Consider the following 26252-nt stretch of genomic DNA (forward strand, 5'->3'; position numbering starts at 1 on the left):
AAAAGCCGGCGAAAAAGACAAAGGTTAGAGCAGATGGATTCGATTATCGTGCGCGGCAATGGCCCGCTTAAGGGCCAGATTCCGATTGCAGGGGCTAAAAACGCCTGCCTGACACTGATGCCAGCAACGTTGCTCAGCGAAGAACCGCTGACGCTGACCAATGCGCCGCGTCTGTCAGACATCGCAACCATGACCGAATTGTTGTCGTCACTGGGAGCCGAAGTCAGCAGCTTGCAGGATGGCAAAGTGCAGGCGATGTCGTCGCACAACATCAACAACCACGTGGCCGAATATGACATCGTGCGTAAAATGCGTGCCTCGAACCTTGTGCTGGGGCCGATGCTGGCGCGTCTTGGCCATGCGGTTGTATCACTGCCCGGAGGCTGCGCGATTGGGGCGCGGCCGATGGATTTGCACATTCACGGGCTCGAGGCGCTGGGCGCTGAGATTGAGCTGAAGGATGGCTATCTGCATGCCAAAGTCCCAGGTGGATTTAAGGGCGCTGAAATCAACCTTGCGTTTGCCTCGGTGGGCGCCACGGAAAATATTCTGATGGCATCCACGCTGGCCAAAGGCACAACCATCATCAACAACGCCGCACGCGAGCCTGAAATTGTCGACCTTGCCACCTGCCTGCGCGCCATGGGTGCACAGATCGAAGGTGATGGCACCAGCCGCATCGAAGTGCAGGGCGTGGACCGCCTGCATGGTGCGACCCATCCGGTTGTGACCGATCGGATCGAATTGGGCACCTACATGCTGGCACCGGCCATCTGCGGCGGCGAAGTGGAATGTCTGGGTGGGCGCATTGAGCTTGTGGGTGCGTTCTGTGAAAAGCTGGACGAAGCAGGTATTCATGTTGAAGAAACCGCCAAGGGCCTGAAAGTGTCGCGCAAGAATGGTCGTGTGAGGGCCGTGGACGTCACAACCGAACCCTTCCCCGGTTTCCCAACCGATTTGCAAGCGCAGATGATGGCGTTGATGTGCACGGCCGAAGGCACGTCGGTGCTGGAAGAAAAGATTTTTGAGAACCGGTTTATGCATGCGCCCGAATTGATCCGCATGGGCGCAGAGATTGAAGTGCATGGTGGTACAGCCACGGTCACCGGGGTCGAGCGCCTTAAAGGGGCGCCGGTTATGGCGACAGATTTGCGCGCGTCAGTGTCGTTGATTCTTGCTGCGATGGCGGCCGAAGGCGAAACCATCGTGAACCGGGTCTATCATCTGGACCGCGGTTATGAGCGGGTCGAAGAGAAACTGGGCAATCTTGGCGCCCATATTGAACGGGTCAAAGCCTGATGACACAGAATGATGCAACTTTTGAAGATGGGGCAGAACAGCCGCTGAACCTTGGGGCCTTGGACGCTGAGGACCTGCAGGTCCTGTCTTCGCTGGCACAGGATGCGGTTTTTCCAATCACGGAAATGCGCTGGCTGGCGGCAGAACGTCGCTTTGCGGTGTTGGTGAACCGGTTCCGTTGGGAAGATGCGGAGGCCGCGAAACTGCGCGGTCGCAATGTCGAGCGTGTGCAATCATTGTTGGTTGTCGACAACGTTTTGCAGGTGGCTTCACAGGGGGTGGATCGGTCGGACAAAGACATGATTATGTCCTTGCTGTCGGTTGAATTTGAAGCCGGGGACGATGCTGCTGGTGACGTTCTTTTGACCCTTGCCGGAGACGGCGTGATCCGCCTGACTGTTGAGGCGCTGGAAGTCACTTTGAAGGACGTCACGCGCCCCTATCTGGCACCCTCAGGTCACGTGCCGGATCACGGTACATAAAGGGGCTTTGCCCCTCACGTTGCCTTTGCGCTGCAAAGACAACGCTCACCCCAGGATACTTGAGCCAGATGATGCTTGGAGCCTGCGACTGTAGCAGGGGTTGAGCCCTTTGGGGATGGGCGGTATTGAGCGACCAAAGGAGAGCCTCATGCCGCAGTTTCTGGACGCCAGTGCCGCCGATTTTGAAGATCGTTTTGTTGCCTTGTTGGGTGCCAAACGCGAAGACAGTCCGGATGTGGATGCCGTTGTGGCAGGCATCATCGAAGATGTGCGGGCGCGTGGCGATGCGGCGGTGATCGAACTGACCGCCAAATTTGACCGGCTTGATTTGACGCCACAGACGCTGGCCTTTTCTGACGTCGAGATTGACGAATACTGCGCCAAAGTCAGCGATAGTGACCGTGCGGCGCTGGAACTCGCGGCGGAGCGTATCCGCGCCTATCACGCACGCCAGATTCCACAGGATGACAGCTGGACAGATGACAACGGCGCCACGTTGGGATGGCGTTGGACGCCTGTGTCCGCTGCCGGGTTGTATGTGCCGGGTGGCTTGGCGTCTTATCCGTCGTCCGTATTGATGAATGCTATTCCCGCCAAGGTGGCCGGGGTTGAGCGTTTGGCAGTGGTGGTGCCCACACCGGACGGTGTGGCCAATCCGCTGGTGCTGCTGGCCGCCAGGCTGGCAGGTGTAGACGAAGTTTACCGCATCGGAGGCGCGCAGGCCGTTGCCGCCTTGGCTTATGGCACTGACACTATTGCGCCGGTCGATAAGATCACCGGGCCGGGAAATGCCTTTGTGGCCGCTGCCAAGCGGCGGGTTTTTGGCAAGGTGGGCATCGACATGATCGCGGGCCCATCGGAAATTCTGGTGATAGCTGACAAAGACAACAACCCGGATTGGATCGCGTTGGATCTGTTGTCACAGGCCGAGCACGACGAAAGCGCGCAATCGATTCTGGTCACGAATGACGCGGCATTTGGACAGTCCGTGGCAGACGCCGTGGACAAACGTCTTGAGACCCTTGAACGCCGCGCCATCGCGGGGCCAAGCTGGCGGGACTATGGCGCTGTGATTACTGTATCTGATTTGGATGCGGCGGTGGCCCTGTCAAACCGGGTGGCGCCCGAGCACCTTGAGCTGTGTGTCGCGGATCCGGATGCTTTGGCTGAAAAAATCACCCATGCCGGGGCTATTTTTCTGGGCCAATACACGCCCGAGGCCATTGGCGATTATGTCGGTGGGCCCAACCACGTGTTGCCGACCGCGCGCTCTGCCCGGTTCTCGTCTGGTTTAAGTGTGATGGATTTCGTCAAACGCACGACCCTGTCGAAAATGACGCCCGAAGCATTGCGCGCAATTGGCCCGGCGGCGGAAGCACTGGCGATCAGTGAAAGTCTTGAGGCGCATGGATTGTCGGTGCGCGCGCGCCTTGACGCATTGAACGATTAGGCGGGCTTGCATCACCGCATTGCCCCGCTCGCTCTGATCCGCTAACCATGTCAGCAATTCGCAGCGAGTAAGAAACCTATGTCCCGCATCAGCAAGATCGAGATTGACGACCGCAATCTCCCGCCCCCCACGCCCGAAATCGAACAGGAACGCAAAGTCGCGATGTTCGACCTTTTGGAAGAGAACAGCTTTGATCTGCCTAAACGGGACGATCGAGACGTGCCAGAAGGGCCATTCGAGGTCGAATTGTCGATTCGTGAAAAGCGGTTGGTGTTTGATGTTGCGTCTGAGGGTGGGGACAAGGCGGCGGAATTCCATCTGTCCCTGTCACCGTTTCGGCAGGTGGTGAAAGATTACTGGGCGATCTGCAAAAGCTATTTTGATGCGGTGAAAACCATGCCGCCCAGCCAGATTGAAACCATCGATATGGCCCGGCGCGGTATTCACAACGAAGGTGCGCGTATCCTTGGTGAACGGCTCGAGGGTAAAGCGGACGTCGACCACGACACCGCGCGTCGTCTGTTCACTTTGATCTGTGTCCTGCACTTCGGAGGTTGATGCGTTTGGCTGTCGACCTTCCTCAATCGGTATTGTTTTGCTGCGATCATAATGCAGTACGCTCACCGATGGCCGAGGGCATTATGAAACAGTTTTACGGCTCGGACACCTATGTGCAGTCGGCGGGGATCAAAAACGATCTTGAGATTGATGGCTTTGCTATTGCGGTCTGTCAGGAGTTGGGTGTGGAGCTGTCCCGCCATCGTTCGCGCAGCTTTGACGAGATGGAAAAGTGGGGCGATCAGCTGTCATCCTTTGATCTGGTGGTGGCCCTGACGCCTGCGTCGCGCCGCGAAGTCAAAGATCTGACACGTTATTATCATCTGGACGTTGAATACTGGCCAATTTCGGACCCTTGTGGGCTTGGCGAAAGCCGCGACATGCGCCTTGAGGCCTATCGCCAATCGCGTGATGAAATCATTGCCAAGCTGACCGAACGCTGGGGCGACCCGCGCAGCTGATCGTTTAGGCAGGTGGGCGCGTCGATTGCCCCTCTGGTCTCTGACGAAAAAGACGCTTAAATAGCGCGGGATGAGATTTCTACAGAAAGTGACGCAGATGATCGGCAAAGGTCGCCAGACCCGTGATGGGATCCGGATTTACGAAGAGGCAGACTATGCCGGAATGCATGTGGCTGGCGCACTCGCCGCGCGTATTCTGGATGAGATTGCCGAGCACGTGTTTCCCGGACAAACCACTGGTGAGCTGGACCGGCTGATCGAAGAAAAGGTTGATGCTGCAGGGGCCAAGTCGGCCACCATTGGCTATCGTGGCTACAAACACGCCAGCTGTATCAGCGTGAACCACGTGGTTTGTCACGGCATTCCCGGCGACAAAAAGCTGAAAGATGGCGATATCCTGAACATTGACGTCACGGTGATTGTGGACGGATGGTTTGGCGACACCAGCCGCATGTATGTAGCTGGCACGCTGAACCGTAAAACCGAACGGCTGATCCAGGTGACGCATGATTCCCTGATGCTGGGGATCGAAGCGGTCAAACCGGGCAATACTTTTGGTGATATTGGCCATGCCATCCAGACCTATGTTGAAAGTCACCGCATGAGCGTCGTGCGTGATTTCTGTGGGCATGGGCTGGGGCAGGTGTTTCACTCACCGCCAAATGTTTTGCACTACGGGCGCCCCGGAACCGGTGCGACACTGGAAGAGGGCATGTTCTTTACCATCGAGCCGATGGTCAATCTTGGACGTCCCGAGACCAAAGTTCTGGCGGATGACTGGACGGCTGTTACGCGCGACAAATCGCTGAGCGCGCAGTTTGAGCATTCTGTTGGTGTGACGGCGACGGGTGTGGAAATCTTCACCTTGTCACCTGCAGGTAAATTCCACCCGACCTGGGGTTAATCGCCTTCAAATTTTAAAAGAACTGAAAGCGGCGCCCCTTTGGGTGACGGCGAGATTTGCGATGTGAAGTCACCGAATCTGGTGCGGATAGCGCCAAAGCTTCCCTTGGGGGAAACTTTTGTTGTTTTTCCCACACGGTCAATTTTTTGAGAATAATTTCAATATGATAATGGGTTAGATCACATTGCATCCAATTTGAGAACCGTTTGCAACTACGGAGGTGGCCACATATATAAAAGCCACGCCTCGGTGCAACCGCGCCGTTCTGACGTTACTCAATAAAAAGGAGGCTCGCGCGATGTTCAAAATCAAATCCGCAGCCCTCGCCGCCCTTTTGGGCCTGACAGCAACCCAAGGTTTCGCACAGGAAGTTACCCTGAGATTCCAGCACTTCGTTTCGCCAAAATCCGCCAACCCGAAATACTTTATCGAGCCATGGGCCGAGAAGGTTGAGAAGGACTCGGGTGGCCGCATCAAGGTCGAGATCTATCCCTTTATGCAGTTGGGCGGCAAAGCCCCAAGCCAATATGACCTGATCCGCGATGGCGCGATTGATGGTGGTTGGGTGATCCCCGGGTATCAACCCGGTCGCTTCCCCGAAGCCGAGGCCATGGAGATGCCCTTTATGGTGAGCAAATCCGCTGAAGAGGCCTCAAAAGCTGCGTGGATTTATACACAAAAGCACCTGATGGATGATTTTCAGGACGTTCATGTGATTGCCGCGCACATGCATGGTCGTGGTCTGGTGCACAAAAAGGGCCCGTCGGTACAGTCTGTTGAAGACTTTAGGGGTCTGAAACTGCGCGGCCCATCGCGGCCTGCCACGTTGCTGTTGGATAAGGTTGGTGCCACACCGATTGGCATGCCTGTGCCGGCCTTTCCCGAAGCCTTGTCCAAGGGTGTCGTCGACGGTGGCGTGATCACCTGGGAAATGTCGCCCAGCCTTAAGCTGGACCAACTGACTGACAGCCACACCGATGTGGCCGGCGAGCAATCGCTTTATAACCTCTATTTCATCTGGGCGATGAACAAGGACGTCTATGACGACCTGCCGGATGACCTTAAGGTGGTGATCGACGCCAACTCGGGCTATTTCGCTTCTGCCTGGGCCGGTCGTGCGCATGACACCGGCGACAAGGATGGCAAGGCGATCATGGCAGCCTCTGGCAACGAGATCGCAACCCTGAGCGAGGCTGAAACAGCGCGTATTCAGACCCTGGGCGATGAGGTGATTGCCGAGTGGATCGTTGACATGGACAAGAAAGGTCTTGATGGGACTGCGCTGATCGAAGATGCCCGCGCGGCGGTTCAGATCACTCGCAATCCATCTGCACCTATGAACTAAAGCAGCTTTTGAAGATTGTTAAAGGGCCGCCCATTTGGGTGGCCCTTTTCGTTTTCGGACCGGTCAGCCCATTTCAAGAAAGGTGACGTGGGTATCGCCGTATTTGCGAGTGTCGAGATGGGCAAACCCATCTGGTGGGATCTGGGGCGTGCTTTCTTCCCAGACGATCAGAGCTTCCGGGGCGATCCAGCCTCCAGCCTTGGCCACGAGCAGGGCTTTCTGGCCAAGCGACTTGCCATAGGGCGGGTCCAGAAACACCAGATTTGCGGGCTCTGCTGTACAGACGGGCAGGCGGGTGGCGTCCCGGTTGAGCACGGTGGTGTTGGACTGACTGCGGGTCAGGCGGATGTTGTCGCGGATCAGGCTGCCCGCTTTGCGGCCATCATCCACCAGCGTGACATGCGTGGCCCCCCGAGACAGCGCCTCAAGCCCCAGCGCACCTGTGCCGGCGAATAGATCCAGAACTACGGCATCAGTGACCGGATCGCCAAACCTGCCGCCCATCAGTACGTTGAACAGGCTTTCGCGCACGCGGTCCGTGGTTGGGCGCAAATGCGCACCGGCATCTCCTTTGCCAACACTGGCAAGGGCGGTGCCGCGAAATTGTCCAGCAATGATTCTCACAGGCGCATCAGCGCTTTCATGTCTGTCTCGGGGTCCGTGATCATGGCCGGGTCCGGGGATTTGCCACCCTCGATCAACCGCTTGCCGATCATATAGTCGCGCGGTGCGTTCATTGCGTCCACGGCCAACAGTGTTTCGCCCTGATAGTACCAAAAGGACACTGAATTGCCGTCGCCTTGACGGGTCACCACGTTGTCATAGCCGGTGTTCAATCCGGCGATCTGCAATTTCACGTCGTATTGATCTGACCAGAACCAAGGCTTGGCCAGATAGTCCTTGTCTGCGCCCATGATGTTTTCGGCCACGCATTCGGCCTGATCAATCGCGTTGGGCACGCTTTCCAGACGGATACGGCCACCTTTGTAGGGGAAAGATGCGCAATCGCCCGCCGCCCAGACATTGGGCACCGAGGTGCGCCCTTGCGAGTCGGTTTTGATACCATTGTCCAGATCCACACCCGCGGCCTCGGCCAGATCGGAAGCAGGCATGATGCCCACGCCGACAATCACGAAATCCAGATCAAGCAGGCTGCCATCCGTGAGCTTGGCCCCGTTGACCCGGCCTTCGCCTGTCAGATGATCCAGCCCCACGCCTTCGACAATGTTCACGCCGCGCGAAGTGTGCAGATCGCGGAAATAGTCGCTGGTTTCCGGCGCGGCGACACGTTGCAGGATGCGGTCGGCCATTTCCACCAATGTCACCTTTAGTCCACGCGATGCGGCCACGGCGGCGGCCTCAAGCCCAATGTAGCCACCACCGACGATCAGGACGTGTTTGCCTTCGGTGAACTCGGGCGCCATGGCATCGACATCCTTGAGGTCACGCACCACGAACACGCCGTCCAGCGCCCCACCAATAGCCGTAGGCAGGCGGCGGGGGGACGACCCGGTGGTCAGGACCAATTCGTCATAAGACACCACTTCGTTCCCTGCGGTCACGGTTTTAGCACTGGTGTCGATAGCTGACACCGTTTCATTCAGACGCAAGGCAATGTCATTGTCGCTGTAAAAGCTTTGCGGGCGCAGAAACAGGCGGTCCAGCTCCATATCGCCCAGCAGATATTTTTTGGACAAAGGAGGGCGCTGGTAAGGGGGGACGGGTTCTTCACCAATGAGAGTCACCTGACCTTCGAAACCACCATTGCGCAGTTTTGCGACCAGCGACGATCCTGCTTGCCCTGCTCCGATCACAACAACGTGGGTCATACCATTCTCCCGAATATTTCGATTGCCGGTTGGCTCGCGGACCCTATATCGACACATCAGATATTGGCAACGAGTGAGATGAATACCATGACAATTAAGGTTGGCGAAAAATTACCCGGCGGTGTGTTTATGCGGCTGCGAGAAGAGGTTCCTGAACCCGTGCAGGTATCTGCATTGACTGAAGGGCGAAAAATTGCGCTGTTTGGGCTGCCGGGTGCGTTTACGGCCACCTGTTCAAGTGCTCATTTGCCCAGCTTCATACGTTCGGCCAAAGCCATAATGGAAAATGGCGTTGATGAGGTGGTTTGCATGTCGGTGAATGACCCTTGGGTCATGCAGGCCTGGGACAAAGACACCGGAGCCTCGCAGGCAGGTATTACAATGCTGACCGATCCTGATGGAACTCTGACCAAAGCGATGGGATTGGCGTTTTCGGCACCTCCCGTTGGCTTCATTGACCGCACGCGCCGGTTCGCGGCCATTGTTGAGGATGGGGTCGTGACCTGGATTCAGGAAGAAGAAGAGCGTGGAGTATGCAACTTTACTGCTGGTGAGACACTGCTAGAGGCGCTTTAAGCTGCGCGTGAACATGGGGGTCTTAAGGCCCCCATTGTCAGTCTTTGGATACCTAAAGCGTATCAAACTTGCGGGCCAGTTTTGCGTCCAGCGCACTCAGGCCACCAACGTCATGCGTGGTCAGAACCACGTCTACCCGGTTGTAGACATTGAACCACTCCGGGTGGTGGTTCCATTTTTCAGCCCAGATTGCGGCGCGCATCATCCAGCTGATCGCATCAATGAACCCTGGGAAGGTATAGGATTTCGCGATAGCGTCACGATCCTCGACCATGACCCAGCCGTTTTCGAACAACGATCCCAGCATGGCATCGCGGGCAGCAGCACTTAGCTTTTCAGTCATTCGTGATCCTCCTTGTGGGCGTTGCGAAACGGCCCATATGTGGTCAGCACTTCAATTTCCTCGGCGACAGCCTCACGCTCGGCTTTCAGAAACTGTGCAACGGCGTCTGAGAACCCCGGATCGGCAATCCAATGCAACGAATGGGTTGTGACCGGCAAATAGCCGCGCGCAAGTTTGTGTTCGCCCTGAGCGCCAGCTTCAATCCGATCAAGCCCGTTGGATATGGCCCAATCCATGGCCTGATAGTAGCACAGTTCGAAATGCAGGCAGGGGTGATCCTCGGTGCAGCCCCAATACCGGCCAAAAAGCGCCTCTTGGCCAATCAGGTTCATCGCCCCGGCAACGGCCTGTCCGTCACGCATGGCCAGTAGCAAGAGAATGTCATCGCGCAGGGTGTCATGAGCGATGTCAAAGAATTCACGGCTAAGGTACGGCGTGCCCCATTTTCGTGCACCTGTGTCCTGATAGAACCGCCACATGGCGCCCCAGTGTTCGGGGCGAATGTCTGCACCACTTAGGGCGACAAATTCGCCTCCAAACTTATGCGCTTGTGCACGTTCCCGGCGTATATTCTTGCGTTTGCGCGACGACAAAGACGCAAGAAAGTCGTCGAAACTGGCATACCCGTTGTTGAGCCAGTGAAATTGTTGCCCGGTGCGGTTCAAAAGGCCAATCTGACGTCCGGCGTCGGCTTCTTCATCTGTGCAGAAGGTGATGTGCAGCGATGACAGTTCATTGTCTGAGGCCACTTGCACGGCGCCCTGCACCAAAGCAGATTGTCCGATCTGTTCATATCCGGGGCGGGTCAGAAAACGCCGTCCGGTGACAGGTGTAAAGGGCACAGCCATTTGCAGTTTGGGATAATATCGCCCGCCTGCGCCCTCATAAGCATGGGCCCAACTGTAATCAAACACATATTCGCCCTGAGAATGGGATTTGCCATAAAGCGGCGCACAGGCAATGACCTGTCCGTCGACCCGCGCGGTCAGATAGCGTGGCTGCCAGCCCGTGCCGGGCCCCACTGATCCGCTTTGCTCAATGGCCGACAGAAACCGGTAGGTTGTGAACGGGTCGCGCGGCCGGGCACCATTGATGGCTTCGGGGCAGGCGCAGGCATCCCACGTGTCCGGCCCAATACTGGACAGGCTTTGATGCAATTCAATCTCGATCTGTGCGCCGTCCATAAAGCCCCCTGTCCGCCCTATTATACTTGGGTCACAGTGGGCTGGGATCAAGCGTTGATTTTGGCGAGGTAACTTTCAAAGGTAATATTGTCGGCCACCTGCCGTACCTCTTTTTCCTGCGCTTCAGACCGCACGGTCCAGCACAAAACCGGGATGCCTTGGTGCTTGAGTTCGGCCACCCGGTCCCGTTTCAGATCAACGGCCTGATGGCTGATGAAACAGGCTCCTACGCGGTCAAAATCGGGGATGTCGCGTAATCTGTCTCGGGTTGCGTCGTTCAAAAGCGGCCAGTTCTGCGCATTGAACCCATCGGTCACCAGACCACGGGGCACGTCCGGAGCCAATTTCGCGAGGGCCGCAACGCTATGAGGATTGAAAGACATGAGCCCAAGTGGACCATTATAGTCACGCACGGCGTTGGCAGTCGCCTGCTCCAACGGGCCAACATTCGGCCCCATAGCGCCATCCTGATCCTTAAGTTCGACCAGCAAAGGCACCTGTCCGTCAACGATGGCCAAAACCTCGGAAAAGGTTGGAATACCCTCAGAGTCACCGGTCAGGGGAATGGCTTGCAAGGTTACCGCGTCGTGTTGTCGAATGGCTCCGGGCCTGCCTGTCAGGCGCTCCAGCGCATAGTCGTGAAAGACCATCGCCTGACCGTCTGATGACAATTGCAGGTCAATTTCGATACCATAGCCTGCGGAAATAGCCGCAAGAATGGCCGCACGGCTGTTTTCCGGGCGGCCATCGGTTACGTCATGTAAAGCGCGGTGCGCGAGGGGCACACGCAGGAAAGAAGGGTCCAGCAAAGGCGCCTCACTTGATCTGGAAGATGCCTTCGATCTCAACCGCAACACCAAGAGGCAAGGCGGCTGCAGAAACTGCAGAACGCGAATGACGGCCTTTTTCACCAAGTGCTTCTACAAGGAAGTCGGACGCGCCGTTGACCACTTTGGGCTGTTCTGTGTAGTCGCCGGTTGAGTTTACAAATCCGGTCAGCTTCACAACTCGTACCAATCGGTCGAGATCGCCACCACAGGCGGCCTTGACCTGAGCCAGCAGACCAATTGCACATGTTTTGGCCGCCGCGGCTCCATCGGGTGTATCCATGTCATCACCAAGTTTGCCGGTGATCAGGCCGTCAGCGTTCATTGAAATCTGGCCCGAGATGTAGACGATGTCACCAACCTGAACAAAGGGCACATAATTGGCAGCCGGGGCGGCCCCATCAGGCAGAGTTACACCAAGTTCAGCCAGCTTTGCTTCTATCGCGCTCATATCGTATCTCCCGGAGTTGAATTTGCCGAGACGCTAGTGCGCGACGACCCCATTGAAAAGACCCAATTTCGCAATTGGCCCGGTGCATCTGGAATAGAGTCTGCGTCCCCGGGGACGAATGGTTTGGCCCCAGGGTCTTGCGTTCAAATTGGCCGGTCGTCAGCCTTCGCGAAAGGCCTTGATGAAAAAATCAGTGAGCGGTTTAACCAAATAAGCCAATGGGGTGCGATCGCTGGTGCGCAAGTAGGCTTCGACTGGCATGCCAGGAATAAGCGTGACGTCCTCTGGCAAATTGTCAATTTCTCCCGGCGACAGCACGATCTCGGCGCGATAATAGGATGCGCCGGTGTTGTCATCCTGAAAGGCATCAGGCGACACATTTATCACTTCACCAAACAGTTCCGGCGTATTGCGCTGGTCGAGTGCGGAAAACCGCAATGAGACTTCCTGACCTGTGTAAATCTGGTCGATGTGAATGATGGCAACCTGAGCGGCAATGATCAGCGGTCGGTCTTGAGGAACGACAAAAAGAACAGGTTCGGCCGGGCGGATCACCGAGCGGGGGGCGAAGACTTGCAACCCATACACCACACCAGAAACGGGTGATGAAATGTCAAGCCGGGACAGTTTTTCAGCCAGCGATCGACGCTTTTCGCGAAGCTCAATTTCGTTGTATTGCAGGTCTCGCAGCCGGGTGATGGCGTCTTCGCGCCGTTGGGAGTGCAATTTGATGATCTTAATCTCAAGTTCCGTGATCCGGCCTTGGGCCTGTGCTTTGCCGGCGGTTAGTTCTCCAACCTCCCCAAGCAGGCTTGCCTCTTCGCGTTGCAATGCAAGAACCCGTGATGCAGGTGCCAGGCCCCTGTCATAAAGGGATTTTTGGTCTTCCAGTTCGCTGATGATCAACTCGAGCTGGGTCGTTAAGGATTCTTGTTGTGCTTCAATGCCCCTGATCTGATCGCTAATCTGCGTGCGACGCTTGTGCATCTGAGAGATTTCATTTCCAAGTGACGTGATACGGGCCTGAAACAACCGGTTTTGCCCGGCCATGCTATTTGCCACGCTTTGCCGGATTTCTGCGACTTCCAGCAGCTCGGGGTCAAAGGTAATCTGATCGGCGTCATCACGCTCAGCTTCGAATCTGCCACGCCGGGCCATTAGCTCATAAAGCTGTCCTTCGGTGGTTGCCATGTTCGACGCCAGCAATTTTGAGTCCAACTGAATCAGGACCTGACCCGCTTTGACAGTGTCGCCTTCGTCGACCATAATTTTCTCAACAACCCCACCGTCAAGATGCTGAACCACCTGCCGGTTGCGATCCACCTCGATCTGCCCGCCCGCAATGATGGCTCCGGAAATCTTAGACAAAGAGGCCCAGGACCCAAATCCGATCACCAGAACAGCGAGTGTCAGCATTCCGACGGCAAGAGGACGACGGGCGGACCATTTGGAATTAGCGTTGCTCATTGTACGCCTCCCTGACCTTTGGTTTGCTGGATCTGCTTGTGATTGGCTACTGCGTCACGCAGAACCTCGTCGCGAGGACCAAAGGCTGTGCGGGCGCCACCATCCAAGACCAGCAGCAGGTCGCATTCCTTAATGGCGGCTGGCCGGTGAGCCATAATCAGCACAGCGTTTCCGGCCTGTTTCATCGTCCGGATGGCTTCATTCAGCGCATTTGATCCGTCATTGTCGAGATTTGAATTGGGCTCGTCCAGAACCAGAATAACAGGGTTCGAATACATGGCGCGCGCCAAACCGATGCGTTGAACCTGTCCCCCTGAAAGCCTGCCACCGTTGGCCGAGACAATCGTATCATATCCCTCAGGCAGCTTTACGATCATGTCATGCGCTGCAGCCATTTTGGCCGCGGCTACAACTTTTTTGGGGTCGGGCTGTGCGGCCAATCTGGCAATGTTTTGCGCAATAGTGCCCTCAAACAGCTGAACCCGTTGTGGCAGATACCCGATGTACTGGCCCAGCTTGTCCGGGTCATACTGATCCAGCGTTGCACCGTCCAAACGTACGCGCCCCCCGGCAGGTCGCCAAACACCGGTCAAGGCCCGCGCGAGCGTCGATTTTCCAGACCCCGAAGGCCCAATAACGCCGAGGGCCTGGCCCGGCTTCAGTTCAAAGCTGATCATGCGAAGCGCGGCTTGAGATTCGCCCGGGGCAACCACGGTCAATTGTTGGGCCTCCAGTTTTGCTTTTGGCGCAGGCAGTTCGGTACGTTGGCCTTCCGGCGGAACATCAGACAACAGCTGACTTAGGCTTTCCCACCCCTTCAAAGCACGCTGTGCAACCGCCCACTGACCTATGGCCAGTTCAATCGGGGCTAACGCGCGCCCTAACAAAATCGACCCGGCAATCATCGCGCCCGGGGTCAATTCGTTGGCCAACACCAGATAGGCGCCAAGGCCCAGCATTGCGGATTGCAAAAGCAGGCGTGTGGATTTTGTGAATGCGCTGAAACCACCGGCGGTATCGCTGGCTGCCACTTGATGCAGCAAGGCTTCGTCGCGCGCAACTTGCCAACGATCGTTGGCAGCACTCTGCATGCCCAAAGCCCGCACCATTTCCGCCTCGGAACGGATCTGTTCGCCGATCAATGCGGCGTGGTGTGAGGCCGAGCTTGATTTTAGGATGGGTTGGCGGCTGAGAAACCGGTTGAGAATCGAGACCAGAACCAAAAAGCCACCGCCGACAACGGCAAGAATGCCAAGCCAGGGATGAAACAGCGATATTCCAAGCAGAAACACGGGCGTCCAAGGGGCATCAAAAGCCGCCATAAGGACAGGAGACGTCATCAATTGCTGAACAGATTCAAGATCACGCAGCCCGGACGCAGAAGATTGGGTTGGCATTCTGCTGGATTGATGCACAACGGCATCGAAAACGCGCCGGTCGAGTCGGGCCTGAAACCGGGCTCCGGCACGGGCCATCACGCGACCCCGGGCATAGTCAAGAATGCCCATGACGCCATAAAGAAAGGCAACCAGCAAGGACAATGCGATAAGTGTTTCCAGCGACCGGCCGCTTAGCACGCGATCATAGACCTGAAGCATGTACAAAGGCCCGGTGAGCATCAGAAGGTTCGCAAAGAAACTGAACAGCCCTACAGCCCAATATAAGCCACGGCTTTCCCGGCGGGCTGCTCTGAGCTCTTCTTGTCCGGCTTGGAGTAATGCTTGATTCATCTATAAACAGTCCAATGCAATTTTCGAGTTACGGTCGGCAAAGTCGCATTTAGGTATCTGTTTCACTTCTGCCACAAATCTTGCGTATAATATTGCATGGTATTGGGGCTTGTTAATCGAATAGTCTAAGTGCCTTGTTACGTAGTTTAATCCGAGATTTCCATTGCCGTTTTCGATTGTCCGGAATTGCTTGTCACACATTGCACGTCCAGCGCTAGCGCTGGCGTTTGTATTAGGTGTGGCTGGATGTGCCACAGAGCAGGTAAACCTGTCGACTGGTGGGATCTATGACCCCTACGAAGACAACAACCGCCGCACCCATCAATTCAACAAGGATTTGGACCGCTTGGTCGTTGCGCCAATGTCCAATGGATATGGTAAGTCCACTTCTGACGGGCTTCGTGAAGTATTTGGCAACTTTGCCTCTCACCTTGCCTTGCCCAATGACGTCATAAACAATGTGCTCCAGGGTGAGTTGGACGCCGCAGTGCAGAACACCGGGCGTTTTGCAATGAACACGATTGTTGGTTTCGCAGGTTTCTTCGATCCGGCGTCGGACGTCGGCATGTCCCAAATCGACGCTGATTTTGGTCAAACTTTGCATGTCTGGGGCTTTGCAGAGGGGCCTTATGTGGAAATGCCATTCCTTGGACCATCGAACAGTCGCGATTCCATCGGGGTGTTTGTCGACATTGCGTTGAACCCTTTTATCGTGATTCTGCAGGATCCTCAGCAGTATGTGGGGATTTTCGCCTATATACTTGATTCGATGGGCGACCGGTATGAATATGACACCGTTATAGATTCAATCCTCTACCAGAGCGCTGACAGCTACGCGCAGACACGCAGTATTTACTTGCAAAACCGCCGCTACCAACTTGGCATGAGCGCAGAGGATCTTTATCTAGATCCGTATTCGGATGACCCATATGAGGATTTCTGACATGAAACGCCGTGAATTTATCGCAGCTCTGTCCGCTCTGTCTGTTGCCGTGATTGCACCGACCGGAGCCTTGGCCCTGAGTGACGCGCAAGCGAAATCGCTGGTCGATAACGTGGTCAGAGACATCAACAAGGTGATCAGCTCGGGCAAGTCCGTGAGCGGGATGATCAAGGACTTTGAGCGCATCTTTGTGAAATACGGGGATGTTCCAATTATCGCCCGTTCGGCTCTTGGGGCGGATGCCCGGCGCGTGTCAAAATCCCAGCTCAATGCCTATACCAAGGCGTTTCAGGGATATATGTCGCGTAAATATGGCCGCCGCTTTGAAGAGTTCATTGGCGGACGCATCGAAGTCAAAGGCGCGCGCAGAGTCAAAAGCTTTCACGAGGTAAAAACCACAGCCTATCTCAAAGGCCAGTCGCCCTTTGCCGTGGATTTCTTGGTTTCCGACAAATCCGGCAAGCCGCGTTTCTTTGACATGATCATCGAAGGGATCAGCCTGCGCCTGACCGAAAAGGAAGAGATCGGTGCCATGCTGGATAAACGCAAAGGCAATATTGATCTCTTGACGAAAGACCTCAAAAAAGCCGGGTAGCCACGCGCCTTTTGGTCCAGCTTTTGTCAGTTGCCGCCGAAAATATCTTTTAGGATATCATTGACCACGCCCTCAATCGCTTCACCCGGCGATTGCCGTTTGCGTCGTTGCGCAGGTGTCGTCTTGGGTGGCTTTGGAACAAAGGCGGGCAACGGTGTTGGCGAGATACCTTCATGCACGCGCACCATGGCCTCGTGCCAGATTTCCGCCGGCAGGCCGCTGCCCGTGACACCGGTCAGAGGAGTATTGTCGTCATAGCCCATCCAAACGCCAGCAACATATTCTGCGGTAAAGCCGATAAACCATGCGTCTCGCGCGGCCTGAGTGGTGCCGGTTTTTCCCGCCACTTCCCAACCGGGGAGCGCGGCACGACGGCCAGTGCCTTCGCTGACCACTTTTTCCATCATGTAGATCAGTTCGCGCGCAGCCGCTTCGGTGATAACCCGCTCACCAATGCCGCCACCTGTCCCCATCAACGCGTTGGCGTCTCCGGCAAGGCGAAGCTCAACCAACCCATAGGGCGTGACGGACGAGCCTCCGTTCAGGATACCCGCATAAGCTCCGGTCATTTCCAGCAAAGAACTTTCGGATGCGCCCAAAGCCAAAGCAGGCCCTGCTGCCAGATCGCTTTCAATGCCAAATTCACTGGCAACTGTGCGCACGTTTTCCCGGCCAACGGCTTCTGAAATTTTAACAGCTGGAATGTTCAGCGAGTTTTTCAAAGCGGTGGTCAAAGACACCTTGCCATAGTGTTTGTTCGAGTAGTTGCGCGGGCACCACTGCCCGGATCCCGGCACATTCAGGCAATAGGGGGCATCCTCGACCAGATCGTTATGCGCATATCCAAGGTCCAAAGCCGTGCCATAGACAAAAGGCTTAAAAGCCGATCCAGTTTGGCGCTTGGCCTGAACTGCGCGGTTGAATGCGCCGGATACTTTGGTATCGCGACCACCAACCATGGCGCGCACGGCGCCGTCGGCGGACATGACAACAATGGCCGCCTGCGCTTTGGAGCCTTCACGGACTTTGTTTTCAAATACCCATTTCAAACCGTCTTCAACCGCGCTTTGGATGCGGGGGTCCATCGTGGTCTTGAGGATGACGTCTTCGGTGGTGTTGCGGGTGAAAAACTCAGGGCCGGATGCCATCACCCAATCGGCAAAATATCCACCGGCTTTGGCCTCGGCAGCCTCGGACAGTGTGGCGGGGTTGGCCTGCCAATAGGCGGTCTCTTTGTCGTTCAGATAGCCCTGCTCGTTCATCAGGCGCAGAATCGTGGCCGCGCGGTCCTGCGAACGCTGCAGGTTTGCGGTTGGAGCCAGCGAAGATGGTGCGGTCAGCAGGCCCGCAATCATCGCGGCCTCAGAAGGGTTCACAACGGCTGCTGGTTTTCCAAAATACCGCTGAGAGGCGGCTTCAGCACCATAGGCTCCTCCGCCCATGTAAGCCCGGTTCAGATAGATCGAAAGAATATCATTCTTGGAGTATTTAACCTCCATCGCGATCGCAAAGATCGCCTCTTTGGCTTTGCGCCACAAAGATCCCTGACGACAGTCTTTGACATAGGCCGCTTCGCTTTCCCAATCTTCTGAGTTGTACTCGACCCCAAGACACAAAAGCTTGGCGGTTTGTTGGGTGATGGTGGATCCGCCGTGCCCGCTCAGCGGACCGCGCCCTTCGCTCAGGTTGATGCGCACCGCGCCAGCCACGCCGCGCGGGCTGACGCCAAAGTGCCGGTAGAACCGTTTGTCCTCGGTGGCGACCACGGCATTGCGCAAATCTGGTGAAACACCTTCTGCTGAGACAACCCCGCCGAACTGGTCACCGCGCCAGGCAAAGACCTGGTCATTGCGATCCAAAAGCGTCACGGATCCGCGTGCACGCCCGTCCAGAAGGTCGCTCAGGTTGGGCAACGTCGTGTAAAGATACCCGACGGAAATCGCCAGAATGATGCCGACAATCGCACTGATACGCCAGGTGAACGCCCAAATCACACGCCAGATCCACTTCAGGATGCGTAAGAAGAAGGCGACAACCGGATTTCTCTTGCGCGCGGGTTTTCTTGATTTGCGTTTTTTGGGCGTTGGTTTGGGCTTTGCTGTAGATTTGGCCTTGGCTTTGGACGCAGCTTTGGCTTTGGGGGGCTGTACCTTCCCATACCGTTTTTCGGCCACCAGAGGTGGTTTCTTGCGTCCCGAATTGCTCATGAGCTGCTCTGCCCGATCATTTCTCTTTTTGGCACTCTAAACCGGATTGCCCGCAATGTTGAGGCAAAGCGCACCTTCGCACAGATTTTTGTTCTGTTTAAAAAAGTGGCGTAGGTCGAAATTTGTGCAAAAAATGTGCGTTTTTACCGATTTTTCTTAGAAAATTTGCCCCTGACCTCTTCGATTCCGCCCCGATTGTCCGTTTTTCTGCACCTGCACAATGCGGGAACATTCCTGCAAAACCGAAAGGAAAGTCAGTGAAACTGATTATCGCAACAATCAAACCGTTCAAGTTGGAAGAGGTCCGCGAGGCGATGACCTCGATTGGCGTGCGCGGCATGATGGTCACTGAGATCAAGGGGTTTGGCTCTCAGTCAGGTCACACGGAAATATATCGCGGCGCCGAATACGCGGTGAATTTTGTCCCCAAAGTCAAACTGGAACTCGTGGTGTCGGCGGACATGGCCGACCAGGTGGTCGAGACCATCACCAAGACCGCACAAACCGGCAAAATAGGTGACGGAAAAATCTTTGTACTGGACGTGCAGCAAGCCATTCGCGTGCGCACAGGCGAAACCGACGCAGACGCGATCTGAGTATCGCAGAGAAGGAAATCGAAAATGAAGTCTCTTTTGAAATACACTCTGGCGGGCGCGTTGATTGTGGCACCGGTGATGGGGTTGGCTAGCGACAGCCCGGTTGCAGGCGTCAACGCCGCGACCGACACGGTCTTTATTCTGAACTCGGTTCTATTCCTTATGGGGGGGTTTCTGGTGTTCTGGATGGCCGCCGGGTTTGCCATGCTCGAAGCAGGGCTGGTGCGATCCAAGAACGTAACCATGCAGTTGATGAAAAACGTCGCGCTGTTTTCGCTGGCGGCAATCTTCTATTATCTGATCGGCTATAACCTGATGTACCCGTTGGGCACTTGGTCGGTTGACGGACTTCTGTCCGGTGTCTGGGGCCCCGGTGTCCTTGAAGCTGTCGGCGTAACCGCTGATGCGGCGGACGATTACTCTTACGCCTCCACGGGGTCGGATTTCTTCTTCCAACTGATGTTCTGTGCCACCACTGCGTCTATTGTGTCCGGTACTTTGGCGGAACGGATCAAACTATGGCCGTTCCTGGCTTTTGTCATCGTGCTGACCGGAGTGATTTATCCGTTGCAGGCGTCGTGGAAATGGGGCGGTGGTTTTCTGGATACGGCTGGTTTCCTTGATTTTGCGGGCTCAACAGTCGTGCATTCGGTTGGCGGTTGGGCGGCTTTGACCGGCGCGTTGATCCTTGGGCCGCGCATTGGCAAATACAACAAAGCAGGCAAAACCGTTCCGATCCCTGGCTCAAACCTGACGCTGGCAACATTGGGGACGTTTATCCTTTGGCTCGGTTGGTTTGGCTTTAACGGTGGATCACAACTGGCAATGGGCACTATTGGTGATGTGGCGGATGTGAGCCGTATCTTTGCCAATACCAATACGGCCGCGGCTGGGGGGGCTACTGCGGCGATGATTGTCTCGCAACTGATGTTCAAAAAGCCTGACCTGACGATGACTCTGAACGGCGCATTGGCCGGTTTGGTGTCCATCACCGCCGAGCCTCTGACCCCATCGCTGGGCATGGCCACGTTGATCGGTATGGTGGGCGGCGTCATTGTTGTCTTCGCGATCCCCTTGATGGATCGTCTGAAAATTGACGATGTGGTGGGTGCGATCCCTGTGCACCTGATCTGCGGTATCTGGGGCACAATCGCCGTGGTTCTGACCAATCCCGATGCGTCGCTGGGCACTCAGCTTTACGGCATTCTGGTTGTGGGCGTGTTCACTGTCGTGGCCTCGACTGTGGTGTGGCTGATCATCAAGGCGGTCGTCGGACTGCGGGTCGATGAAGAGACCGAGATCAACGGTTTGGATATGGCCGAACTGGGGATGGAAGCCTATCCTGAGTTCACCAACGGTTGAGTCAAATTAGACTAAAAAATTCAAAGGTCCGGGCGAATTGTCCGGGCCTTTTTCGTTTGGTCATAGGGATTTACGGAAATTTATTGGTTTTGCAGCAGGATTGGCTCAGGTGCCGCTGAATGGCCAATTGCAAGGGTACACTATGCTCTACCTGAGAGACGGATTTTTTACGGCTTTGGCCGCCGTTTTTATTATGACGCAGCCTGCGATCGCAAAATGCGGATTGCCGCGTGAGGTGCAGGTTTTGATGGATGATCTTTATGCGTCCACACTGAATGGTGACAGTGTGGATGTCGAACTAACCATGCGATTGCGCCGGAACTCAAAAAACATAGATATGGCGGATGTCAGTTCGAAATTGTTTTCGGTTGGTATGGCCCATCGTCGGGACCGGATTGATACGCTTCTGAAAGAAGCGCAGTTGATAGATGCCTCCGGTCACGCCATGAACCCCAATCTCTTGCGCGAACAGCTCAAGCGGGCGGAACGTCTGGACGCCATTGTCTGTAAGCTTGAGCAAAGAGAAAAGGACAAGAACCGCCCACCCCCTTTTCCTGCGGCAAAAGAAAAAAGACCGTCGATGCCGCTTACCGAAGCCGCGCAAAGCCTTGGAACGACCGCGCGCCTGGTGGTTTTGCTTTCAGTGACCAGCTTGATGATTGGGTTGGTTTTTCTAGGTAGATTTTCCTATCTTTGGATACACGGTCTCGTAAACAAGCGCAGAACCTGTCATATCCCGGCGGTTGTTGAGTGCGGCTTGGATGTGATTGATGGCTATGTCACGGTGCTTGGCCGGCACGGGTGTCGTTTTCAACCGGTAAACGAGGGTGCATTTGCCCGGCTGGAAGGGCTCATCGGCAGCCGCAGCGCCTTTATCGTATGTGGATCACAAAGAATACTGGTCACGCTGAAGGCTACGCATGGTCGCAGTGCCGTCGCCTTGTTTCATAGTGTTTTGTCATCGCAAGCTCATACGAAACTATTGGAGCGGTCCAAAGTATCGCCCAAATTTGCTCCGAAACGCAGTGCTGGCGTGAAACGGATCGAAAGAAAGGCGCGGCTGACCTAAAAGCCCTATGAGAAAGGGCGCCCTCTTTAGGCGCCCTTCGTGTCACATATTCGGATGGTACCTAAGCCAGCTTAGATGCCCGTATCGACAATCGCTTTGGCCAGAATGGGCACCGTGACCTTGTTCAGGCCAGCGATGTTCAACCGACTGTCGGACACCATGTAAATGCCATGTTCAGCGCGCAAACGTTCGACCATATCCGGGGTCGTGCCCAGTTGTGAAAACATGCCCCTGTGTTGCGCAATAAACCCAAACCGATCAGAGCCCGACAAGCGTTGCAGCTCGCTCGCCAACTGCTCTCGCAGGCCAAGCATACCAAGGCGGGTGGCTTCCAGCTCGGTTGCCCAGTCCGCGCGCAGAGTTTCGTCTGTCAGGATCGTGGTAACCACCCGAGCGCCGTGATCTGGTGGGAAAGAAAAATTCTGGCGGTTTAAATGGTTCAGATTGCCCTGTACGACGCCTGTGTTCCCGGCATCTTCTGTAATACCCATCAACAGGCCTGTGCGTTCGCGGTAAACCCCAAAGTTTTTCGAACAACTTGCGGCAATCAGGCATTCCGGCACCGATGACGCAATCAGACGGGTCGCAGCAGCATCCTCTTCCAATCCATCTCCGAACCCCTGATAGGCGATGTCGATCATTGGTATCAGGCCACGCTCAAGCAACAGATCAACGACGGCCTGCCATTGGGTCAGGTTCAGATTGGCGCCGGTCGGATTGTGGCAGCATCCGTGCAGCAAAATGACGTCACCAGATTTGGCCCCGGCCAGATCCTCAAGCATACCTTCAAAGTCCACACCGCGCGTTTCCGCATCGAAATAACGGTAAGTGGTGTTGGGAACGCCCAGATAATTCAGGATCGACACATGGTTGGGCCAGGTCGGGTTCGACACCCAAACCGTGGCGTCCGGGCTGGTGTTGTGGATCAGCTCAAACGCCTGACGCACCGCGCCAGTGCCACCGGGTGTGGCGGCGGCGGCAATGCGATCGCGCGCAACCGACGTGCCCAGAATCAAATTCACCATGGCATCGCCATAGGCCGGATCCCCGGCCAGACCGACATAGGCCTTGCTGGTTTGCTCTTCGACCAGACGACGTTCGGCTTCTTTGACGGCACGCATCACCGGTGTGACACCTTCGGCGTTTTTGTACACGCCGACGCCAAGGTCGATCTTGGTCGGACGAGGATCGTCGCGGTACATCGCCATCAAGGCGAGGATTTTGTCGGCGGGCTGTTGTTTCAGTTTGATCAGCATCAGGCTTCTCCAGTGGCAATAGGAAGCGTGGGAAAGGCGCCCCACTCGGTCCAGGAACCGTCATAGAGCGCGTGGTCGTTTTTACCAAAGCGCTCCATGGCAAGGCTAAGAACAGCGGCGGTCACGCCTGATCCGCAGCTGGTGATCGCAGGCTTTTTCAGATCAACACCCGCGGCCTCAAAGATACCGCGCAGGGTGTCTGCATCTTTCATGGTGCCATTGTCGTTGAGCAACGTGCCAAACGGCACGTTTTTGGACCCCGGGATATGACCGGCGCGCAACCCGGCGCGTGGCTCTTCCACGTCACCGCGAAACCGCGGCTCGGCACGGGCATCAATGATTTCGTAATCACCCAGCTTTGACGCGCTGGACACCTGGGTCACATCTTTGACCATGTGGTTTTGGCGGCGCACGGTCATGTGGCGATCGCGGATCACAGGGGGCAGATCTTCGATGGCTCGGTCTTCGGCCTGCCACTTGGGCAATCCACCATCCAGCACAGCCACATCGTTCTGGCCCATCAATTTGAACAGCCACCACACGCGCGCGGCGGAAAAAATACCGGCCCCATCATAAATCACTACCTGATGGCCATCGCCGACACCCATTGCCCGCAGGCGGGACATGAACTTTTCAACCGGCGGTACCATATGCGGCAGATCACTGCGCTGGTCAGAGATTTCGTCAATGTCAAAGAACCGCGCACCGGGAATATGAGCTGCGTCATATTCGGTTTTTGCGTTCCGGTTTTCAGCAGGCATGTACCAGGATGCATCCAGGATACGCAGATCCGGATCCTTAAGATGTGCCGCCAGCCATTCAGTGGAAACAAGCGTTTTTGGATCGTCTTGAGCCATGGAAACCCCCTCGAAATTTGCCCTTCCTGCCTACTATCGGGGAACCAGAGTCGCAAGGGGCGCGGTTCATTAGAACGCGCCCCCAGCCAAAACTTGGTCAGTTATTTGCCTAATGCGTTGCGGATAACGCCAACAATGGCGAGCAAAACACCACCGCCAACACCGCCCGAAGCCACCTGACCGATGATACCGGCGATGTTCATGCCACCTCCGGCGATGCCACCGGCACCAACGGCCCCCAGAATTGTGCTGCCCAATCCGCCGCCAACGATACCTGCCACAGCATTGATAATCGTGCCCTGATCAATCTTGCTGAAAAGTTTACCTGCCGCCGTGCCGCCAAAGGCGCCTGACAATAGTCCAATTAAAAGTTCCATTCGCTTTCCCTCTGTTCAGGCCGCATACCAGTACAGGCCGGGACGGCCTCATAATCCCCGGTCACAGATAGAATGGTCCAGAAAAGTGGGCGGTTCAGCGGGAAAAGTTGGGGATTGCTCCCCTTTGGGTCTAGTCGCCGTGGCGCAAAAGGCGTTGTTTCTGGCGACCCCAATCGCGCTTGGCGTCGCTGGCGCGCTTGTCGTGGTTCTTTTTGCCTTTGGCGATGCCGATCTTCATTTTCACAAGACCCTTGTGATTGAAATACATGACCAACGGCACAAGGGTCATGCCCTTGCGCTGTGTGGCGTTCCAAAGATTGGACAACTCCTTGCGGCTGACCAACAACTTGCGGCGGCGGCGTTCTTCATGGCCGAACATCGCCCGGTCATAAGGTGCGATATACGAGTTCACCAACCACAATTCGCCGTCCTCGACGGTGGCATAGCTCTCTGCAACATTGCCGCCGCTTTCGCGCAGGGATTTCACCTCGGACCCGGACAGGATGATGCCGCACTCGAGATCATCCTCGATGGCATAGTCGTACCGCGCCCGCCGGTTCTCGGCGAGGACTTTGTAGTTCGGGTCTGATTTCTTTTGCTGTGCCATGGTCCGGCCTGATTACCGCGCTGTGCGGGGGGTGTCCATGGGGGGAACGTCGCCGACCATCAGGTTGTGGGTTTACAGAATCCCTGACGCCACCTAACACTGTCCTGGATGGTTCCCCGATGGTTTCGGCCAGACGGGAAAAGGGAACACGGTGCGGCCCACTTGGCCAATTCCGCGACTGCCCCCGCAACTGTAAGCGGCGAGCGACCCTGAGACAGCCACTGGCCAATTGGCCGGGAAGGCTCAGGCAAGCATCGACCCGCAAGTCAGGAGACCTGCCATCATCAACTGTAACCAAAACCGGGCGGGGTGCTCCGGCAGGAGGCTGATATGACGGCGCAATGCGTTAAAAATTCAGGTTTTTCTGTCCCCCCGCACATACGCGGAGGGCGTCATGAACCAACCTGTACCCCACAAAATCACACAATGCTCCATCTGTCCCCACACGAATGAGGCCTGTAAGATCGGCTATGAAATGGCCCGCAAGCTGTGCCAGTCGATAGATGCAGGCGGGACGATGATCTCGGATGAGTTCGAAATTTCCGGCCACGTCGAAATGGTCGGGTGTACACGGCCCTGCACAGGCGCGTTCCACGCCACCAAAACGGCCTGCCACATGTTCGGAGATGTTGAGGATGGAGCCGACATCGAAGTGCTTTTAACCGAGATCGCCCCGGTTGCCGCAATTACGCTTGAACAGAGTGCTGTCTGGCTGGCGTAACAGGCTTTGCCATCCCGCAATGGATTTGCCCTAGGGATACAATCAAAACGGGCGCCTCGTTTCCGATGCGCCCGTCTTATTCGTTTCAGAGTTTCGATCCCGGTTAAGGGGCGAACCTTATGCCAGTTGGATGTTCGACGCGCTTTCGCGGCCGTCGCGGCCTGGTTCGATGTCGAAAGTCACTTTTTGGTCGTCGGCCAGACCGGTCAGGCCTGCTTGCTCAACGGCAGAGATGTGTACGAACACGTCTTTGCTGCCGCCATCGGGAGCGATAAAGCCGAAGCCTTTAGTAGTGTTAAACCATTTTACGGTGCCAGTAGCCATCGTAATTCTCCTTTATAAACTGCCCGCAGAATGCGGCAGATCGGCTAAGTCAATGCAAGATCGTAAGACTGAGCCGAAAGGAGCAGTGTTGCCGATAGAGGTAACGTCGCAGGCCCTACATGGGCGTCTATGGTTTGAATTCAAGTGTCTTTATGTTTTGCACTTAAAAGAGTGGGGGTTCGTCGTCGTCGATGCAACAGCCTATTGGCCTGTTTGTGGGCCTGAGCAAGACGCTAATGCCTGGCAACTCGAAAAGGATGTCTCGCGTTTGTAACTGTCGGTGAAGCGCGCAAAATCGTCGATGCCCATTTTCGGAGACGGGCTACATCCGGCCCAAATGTATGTACCGGCTGCTGTTCGCAAATGATTTCTTGCACGCTTTCGGAAGTCGCTCATATGTATCCGGCCTGTTGATCGACACGCGGGTCGTGG

28 protein-coding genes and 1 riboswitch are annotated in these 26252 nt (G+C 55.9%); of the genes, 14 read left to right on the top strand and 14 right to left on the bottom strand.

What is annotated here, in order from left to right:
* The first annotated feature begins 33 nt into the window (after positions 1–33).
* The 7 genes from murA to BUC32_RS01410 all read left to right on the top strand — a co-directional run bounded on the left by murA (position 34) and on the right by BUC32_RS01410 (position 6499).
* Positions 34–1299, top strand: coding sequence for a UDP-N-acetylglucosamine 1-carboxyvinyltransferase (gene murA, locus BUC32_RS01380; RefSeq protein ID WP_073248607.1), 1266 nt, complete (start codon positions 34–36; stop codon positions 1297–1299).
* The gene (locus BUC32_RS01385) at positions 1299–1781 is read left to right on the top strand and encodes a DUF2948 family protein (RefSeq protein WP_073248609.1); all 483 of its coding nucleotides are present in this window, start codon (positions 1299–1301) and stop codon (positions 1779–1781) included. Before murA ends, BUC32_RS01385 begins: the two co-directional genes overlap by 1 nt.
* Before the next feature lie 148 nt (positions 1782–1929).
* Positions 1930–3231, top strand: a complete 1302-nt coding sequence (hisD, locus tag BUC32_RS01390) for a histidinol dehydrogenase (RefSeq protein WP_073248611.1) — start codon at positions 1930–1932, stop codon at positions 3229–3231.
* 78 nt (positions 3232–3309) lie between these two features.
* Positions 3310–3789 (top strand): UPF0262 family protein, encoded by a 480-nt coding sequence (locus BUC32_RS01395; protein ID WP_073248613.1) that lies wholly within the window; start codon positions 3310–3312, stop codon positions 3787–3789.
* Positions 3789–4250: an arsenate-mycothiol transferase ArsC gene (locus tag BUC32_RS01400; protein ID WP_073248615.1), complete on the top strand. Its 462-nt coding sequence runs from the start codon at positions 3789–3791 to the stop codon at positions 4248–4250. The genes BUC32_RS01395 and BUC32_RS01400 overlap by 1 nt, the downstream gene beginning before the upstream one ends.
* A 70-nt stretch (positions 4251–4320) precedes the next feature.
* The gene (gene map / locus BUC32_RS01405; RefSeq protein ID WP_245815107.1) at positions 4321–5154 is read left to right on the top strand and encodes a type I methionyl aminopeptidase; all 834 of its coding nucleotides are present in this window, start codon (positions 4321–4323) and stop codon (positions 5152–5154) included.
* A 298-nt stretch (positions 5155–5452) separates the two neighbouring features.
* Positions 5453–6499, top strand: a complete 1047-nt coding sequence (locus tag BUC32_RS01410) for a TRAP transporter substrate-binding protein (protein WP_073248617.1) — start codon at positions 5453–5455, stop codon at positions 6497–6499.
* Positions 6500–6562: 63 nt separating this feature from the next.
* Here BUC32_RS01410 and rsmD read toward each other — a convergent pair whose 3' ends face one another.
* Together rsmD and BUC32_RS01420 are read right to left on the bottom strand one after the other, a co-directional pair.
* Positions 6563–7123, bottom strand: coding sequence for a 16S rRNA (guanine(966)-N(2))-methyltransferase RsmD (gene rsmD, locus BUC32_RS01415; RefSeq protein WP_073248619.1), 561 nt, complete (start codon positions 7121–7123; stop codon positions 6563–6565).
* Positions 7120–8328: an NAD(P)/FAD-dependent oxidoreductase gene (locus BUC32_RS01420; RefSeq protein WP_073248622.1), complete on the bottom strand. Its 1209-nt coding sequence runs from the start codon at positions 8326–8328 to the stop codon at positions 7120–7122. Before BUC32_RS01420 ends, rsmD begins: the two co-directional genes overlap by 4 nt.
* A gap of 87 nt (positions 8329–8415) precedes the next feature.
* Here BUC32_RS01420 and BUC32_RS01425 point away from each other — a divergent pair, with 87 nt between their 5' ends.
* On the top strand, positions 8416–8904 hold the full coding sequence (locus tag BUC32_RS01425; RefSeq protein WP_073248724.1) for a peroxiredoxin: 489 nt from the start codon (positions 8416–8418) through the stop codon (positions 8902–8904).
* Positions 8905–8956: 52 nt separating this feature from the next.
* Here the strand turns inward: BUC32_RS01425 and BUC32_RS01430 are convergent, their stop codons facing one another.
* From BUC32_RS01430 to BUC32_RS01455, 6 genes are all read right to left on the bottom strand, one after another.
* Positions 8957–9247 (bottom strand): 4a-hydroxytetrahydrobiopterin dehydratase, encoded by a 291-nt coding sequence (locus BUC32_RS01430; RefSeq protein WP_073248623.1) that lies wholly within the window; start codon positions 9245–9247, stop codon positions 8957–8959.
* Positions 9244–10431, bottom strand: a complete 1188-nt coding sequence (locus BUC32_RS01435) for a GNAT family N-acetyltransferase (RefSeq protein WP_073248625.1) — start codon at positions 10429–10431, stop codon at positions 9244–9246. Before BUC32_RS01435 ends, BUC32_RS01430 begins: the two co-directional genes overlap by 4 nt.
* Positions 10432–10478: 47 nt before the next feature.
* Positions 10479–11240 (bottom strand): glycerophosphodiester phosphodiesterase family protein, encoded by a 762-nt coding sequence (locus tag BUC32_RS01440; protein ID WP_139280605.1) that lies wholly within the window; start codon positions 11238–11240, stop codon positions 10479–10481.
* A 7-nt stretch (positions 11241–11247) separates the two neighbouring features.
* Entirely contained in the window at positions 11248–11709 is a 462-nt protein-coding gene (locus BUC32_RS01445) for a RidA family protein (RefSeq protein WP_073248629.1), read from the bottom strand.
* A 159-nt stretch (positions 11710–11868) separates the two neighbouring features.
* Positions 11869–13176, bottom strand: coding sequence for an HlyD family type I secretion periplasmic adaptor subunit (locus BUC32_RS01450; protein WP_073248631.1), 1308 nt, complete (start codon positions 13174–13176; stop codon positions 11869–11871).
* Positions 13173–14906, bottom strand: coding sequence for a type I secretion system permease/ATPase (locus tag BUC32_RS01455; RefSeq protein ID WP_073248633.1), 1734 nt, complete (start codon positions 14904–14906; stop codon positions 13173–13175). Before BUC32_RS01455 ends, BUC32_RS01450 begins: the two co-directional genes overlap by 4 nt.
* 190 nt (positions 14907–15096) lie before the next feature.
* On the opposite strand from BUC32_RS01455, the gene BUC32_RS01460 reads away from it, so the two are divergent.
* Together BUC32_RS01460 and BUC32_RS01465 are read left to right on the top strand one after the other, a co-directional pair.
* The gene (locus tag BUC32_RS01460) at positions 15097–15849 is read left to right on the top strand and encodes an MlaA family lipoprotein (protein ID WP_073248635.1); all 753 of its coding nucleotides are present in this window, start codon (positions 15097–15099) and stop codon (positions 15847–15849) included.
* 1 nt (position 15850) lies between these two features.
* Positions 15851–16444, top strand: coding sequence for an MlaC/ttg2D family ABC transporter substrate-binding protein (locus BUC32_RS01465; protein ID WP_245815108.1), 594 nt, complete (start codon positions 15851–15853; stop codon positions 16442–16444).
* Between the two features lie 26 nt (positions 16445–16470).
* Here the strand turns inward: BUC32_RS01465 and BUC32_RS01470 are convergent, their stop codons facing one another.
* The gene (locus BUC32_RS01470; RefSeq protein ID WP_073248639.1) at positions 16471–18651 is read right to left on the bottom strand and encodes a transglycosylase domain-containing protein; all 2181 of its coding nucleotides are present in this window, start codon (positions 18649–18651) and stop codon (positions 16471–16473) included.
* A 257-nt stretch (positions 18652–18908) separates the two neighbouring features.
* Between BUC32_RS01470 and BUC32_RS01475 the strand changes: the two genes are divergently transcribed.
* The 3 genes from BUC32_RS01475 (at position 18909) to BUC32_RS01485 (ending at position 21678) form a co-directional block, all read left to right on the top strand.
* Positions 18909–19247, top strand: coding sequence for a P-II family nitrogen regulator (locus BUC32_RS01475; protein WP_073248726.1), 339 nt, complete (start codon positions 18909–18911; stop codon positions 19245–19247).
* A 24-nt stretch (positions 19248–19271) separates the two neighbouring features.
* Positions 19272–20609: an ammonium transporter gene (locus BUC32_RS01480; protein ID WP_073248641.1), complete on the top strand. Its 1338-nt coding sequence runs from the start codon at positions 19272–19274 to the stop codon at positions 20607–20609.
* A 142-nt stretch (positions 20610–20751) separates the two neighbouring features.
* A complete protein-coding gene (locus tag BUC32_RS01485) occupies positions 20752–21678 on the top strand; it encodes a hypothetical protein (RefSeq protein WP_073248643.1) in 927 nt (308 codons plus the stop codon).
* A 71-nt stretch (positions 21679–21749) separates the two neighbouring features.
* Here the strand turns inward: BUC32_RS01485 and BUC32_RS01490 are convergent, their stop codons facing one another.
* The 4 genes from BUC32_RS01490 to smpB all read right to left on the bottom strand — a co-directional run bounded on the left by BUC32_RS01490 (position 21750) and on the right by smpB (position 24775).
* Positions 21750–22934, bottom strand: a complete 1185-nt coding sequence (locus BUC32_RS01490) for an amino acid aminotransferase (RefSeq protein WP_073248645.1) — start codon at positions 22932–22934, stop codon at positions 21750–21752.
* Positions 22934–23791: a 3-mercaptopyruvate sulfurtransferase gene (sseA, locus tag BUC32_RS01495; RefSeq protein ID WP_073248647.1), complete on the bottom strand. Its 858-nt coding sequence runs from the start codon at positions 23789–23791 to the stop codon at positions 22934–22936. Before sseA ends, BUC32_RS01490 begins: the two co-directional genes overlap by 1 nt.
* Positions 23792–23892: 101 nt before the next feature.
* Positions 23893–24168, bottom strand: coding sequence for a hypothetical protein (locus tag BUC32_RS01500; RefSeq protein ID WP_073248649.1), 276 nt, complete (start codon positions 24166–24168; stop codon positions 23893–23895).
* A gap of 130 nt (positions 24169–24298) precedes the next feature.
* Positions 24299–24775: an SsrA-binding protein SmpB gene (gene smpB, locus BUC32_RS01505; RefSeq protein WP_073248651.1), complete on the bottom strand. Its 477-nt coding sequence runs from the start codon at positions 24773–24775 to the stop codon at positions 24299–24301.
* A gap of 92 nt (positions 24776–24867) precedes the next feature.
* Positions 24868–25072: riboswitch (cobalamin riboswitch) on the top strand.
* A gap of 97 nt (positions 25073–25169) precedes the next feature.
* On the opposite strand from smpB, the gene BUC32_RS01510 reads away from it, so the two are divergent.
* Entirely contained in the window at positions 25170–25496 is a 327-nt protein-coding gene (locus tag BUC32_RS01510; protein ID WP_073248653.1) for a thioredoxin domain-containing protein, read from the top strand.
* Between the two features lie 117 nt (positions 25497–25613).
* Here the strand turns inward: BUC32_RS01510 and BUC32_RS01515 are convergent, their stop codons facing one another.
* Positions 25614–25820 (bottom strand): cold-shock protein, encoded by a 207-nt coding sequence (locus tag BUC32_RS01515; RefSeq protein WP_073248654.1) that lies wholly within the window; start codon positions 25818–25820, stop codon positions 25614–25616.
* Between the last annotated feature and the right edge of the window lie 432 nt (positions 25821–26252).

The organism is Shimia gijangensis, from assembly GCF_900142085.1.
Lineage (GTDB): Bacteria > Pseudomonadota > Alphaproteobacteria > Rhodobacterales > Rhodobacteraceae > Shimia > Shimia gijangensis.

Bases quoted from the DNA above. Each gene is read 5' to 3' on its own strand.
- BUC32_RS01450 (WP_073248631.1), bottom strand. From the start codon at position 13,176: ATGAGCAACGCTAATTCCAAATGGTCCGCCCGTCGTCCTCTTGCCGTC.
- BUC32_RS01430 (WP_073248623.1), bottom strand. From the start codon at position 9,247: ATGACTGAAAAGCTAAGTGCTGCTGCCCGCGATGCCATGCTGGGATCG.
- hisD (WP_073248611.1), top strand. From the start codon at position 1,930: ATGCCGCAGTTTCTGGACGCCAGTGCCGCCGATTTTGAAGATCGTTTT.
- BUC32_RS01425 (WP_073248724.1), top strand. From the start codon at position 8,416: ATGACAATTAAGGTTGGCGAAAAATTACCCGGCGGTGTGTTTATGCGG.
- BUC32_RS01490 (WP_073248645.1), bottom strand. From the start codon at position 22,934: ATGCTGATCAAACTGAAACAACAGCCCGCCGACAAAATCCTCGCCTTG.
- murA (WP_073248607.1), top strand. From the start codon at position 34: ATGGATTCGATTATCGTGCGCGGCAATGGCCCGCTTAAGGGCCAGATT.
- BUC32_RS01395 (WP_073248613.1), top strand. From the start codon at position 3,310: ATGTCCCGCATCAGCAAGATCGAGATTGACGACCGCAATCTCCCGCCC.
- BUC32_RS01420 (WP_073248622.1), bottom strand. From the start codon at position 8,328: ATGACCCACGTTGTTGTGATCGGAGCAGGGCAAGCAGGATCGTCGCTG.
- BUC32_RS01485 (WP_073248643.1), top strand. From the start codon at position 20,752: ATGCTCTACCTGAGAGACGGATTTTTTACGGCTTTGGCCGCCGTTTTT.
- map (WP_245815107.1), top strand. From the start codon at position 4,321: ATGAGATTTCTACAGAAAGTGACGCAGATGATCGGCAAAGGTCGCCAG.
- BUC32_RS01510 (WP_073248653.1), top strand. From the start codon at position 25,170: ATGAACCAACCTGTACCCCACAAAATCACACAATGCTCCATCTGTCCC.
- BUC32_RS01410 (WP_073248617.1), top strand. From the start codon at position 5,453: ATGTTCAAAATCAAATCCGCAGCCCTCGCCGCCCTTTTGGGCCTGACA.
- BUC32_RS01500 (WP_073248649.1), bottom strand. From the start codon at position 24,168: ATGGAACTTTTAATTGGACTATTGTCAGGCGCCTTTGGCGGCACGGCG.
- smpB (WP_073248651.1), bottom strand. From the start codon at position 24,775: ATGGCACAGCAAAAGAAATCAGACCCGAACTACAAAGTCCTCGCCGAG.
- BUC32_RS01455 (WP_073248633.1), bottom strand. From the start codon at position 14,906: ATGAATCAAGCATTACTCCAAGCCGGACAAGAAGAGCTCAGAGCAGCC.
- BUC32_RS01465 (WP_245815108.1), top strand. From the start codon at position 15,851: ATGAAACGCCGTGAATTTATCGCAGCTCTGTCCGCTCTGTCTGTTGCC.
- BUC32_RS01470 (WP_073248639.1), bottom strand. From the start codon at position 18,651: ATGAGCAATTCGGGACGCAAGAAACCACCTCTGGTGGCCGAAAAACGG.
- BUC32_RS01385 (WP_073248609.1), top strand. From the start codon at position 1,299: ATGACACAGAATGATGCAACTTTTGAAGATGGGGCAGAACAGCCGCTG.
- BUC32_RS01480 (WP_073248641.1), top strand. From the start codon at position 19,272: ATGAAGTCTCTTTTGAAATACACTCTGGCGGGCGCGTTGATTGTGGCA.
- BUC32_RS01435 (WP_073248625.1), bottom strand. From the start codon at position 10,431: ATGGACGGCGCACAGATCGAGATTGAATTGCATCAAAGCCTGTCCAGT.
- BUC32_RS01515 (WP_073248654.1), bottom strand. From the start codon at position 25,820: ATGGCTACTGGCACCGTAAAATGGTTTAACACTACTAAAGGCTTCGGC.
- sseA (WP_073248647.1), bottom strand. From the start codon at position 23,791: ATGGCTCAAGACGATCCAAAAACGCTTGTTTCCACTGAATGGCTGGCG.
- BUC32_RS01400 (WP_073248615.1), top strand. From the start codon at position 3,789: ATGCGTTTGGCTGTCGACCTTCCTCAATCGGTATTGTTTTGCTGCGAT.
- BUC32_RS01445 (WP_073248629.1), bottom strand. From the start codon at position 11,709: ATGAGCGCGATAGAAGCAAAGCTGGCTGAACTTGGTGTAACTCTGCCT.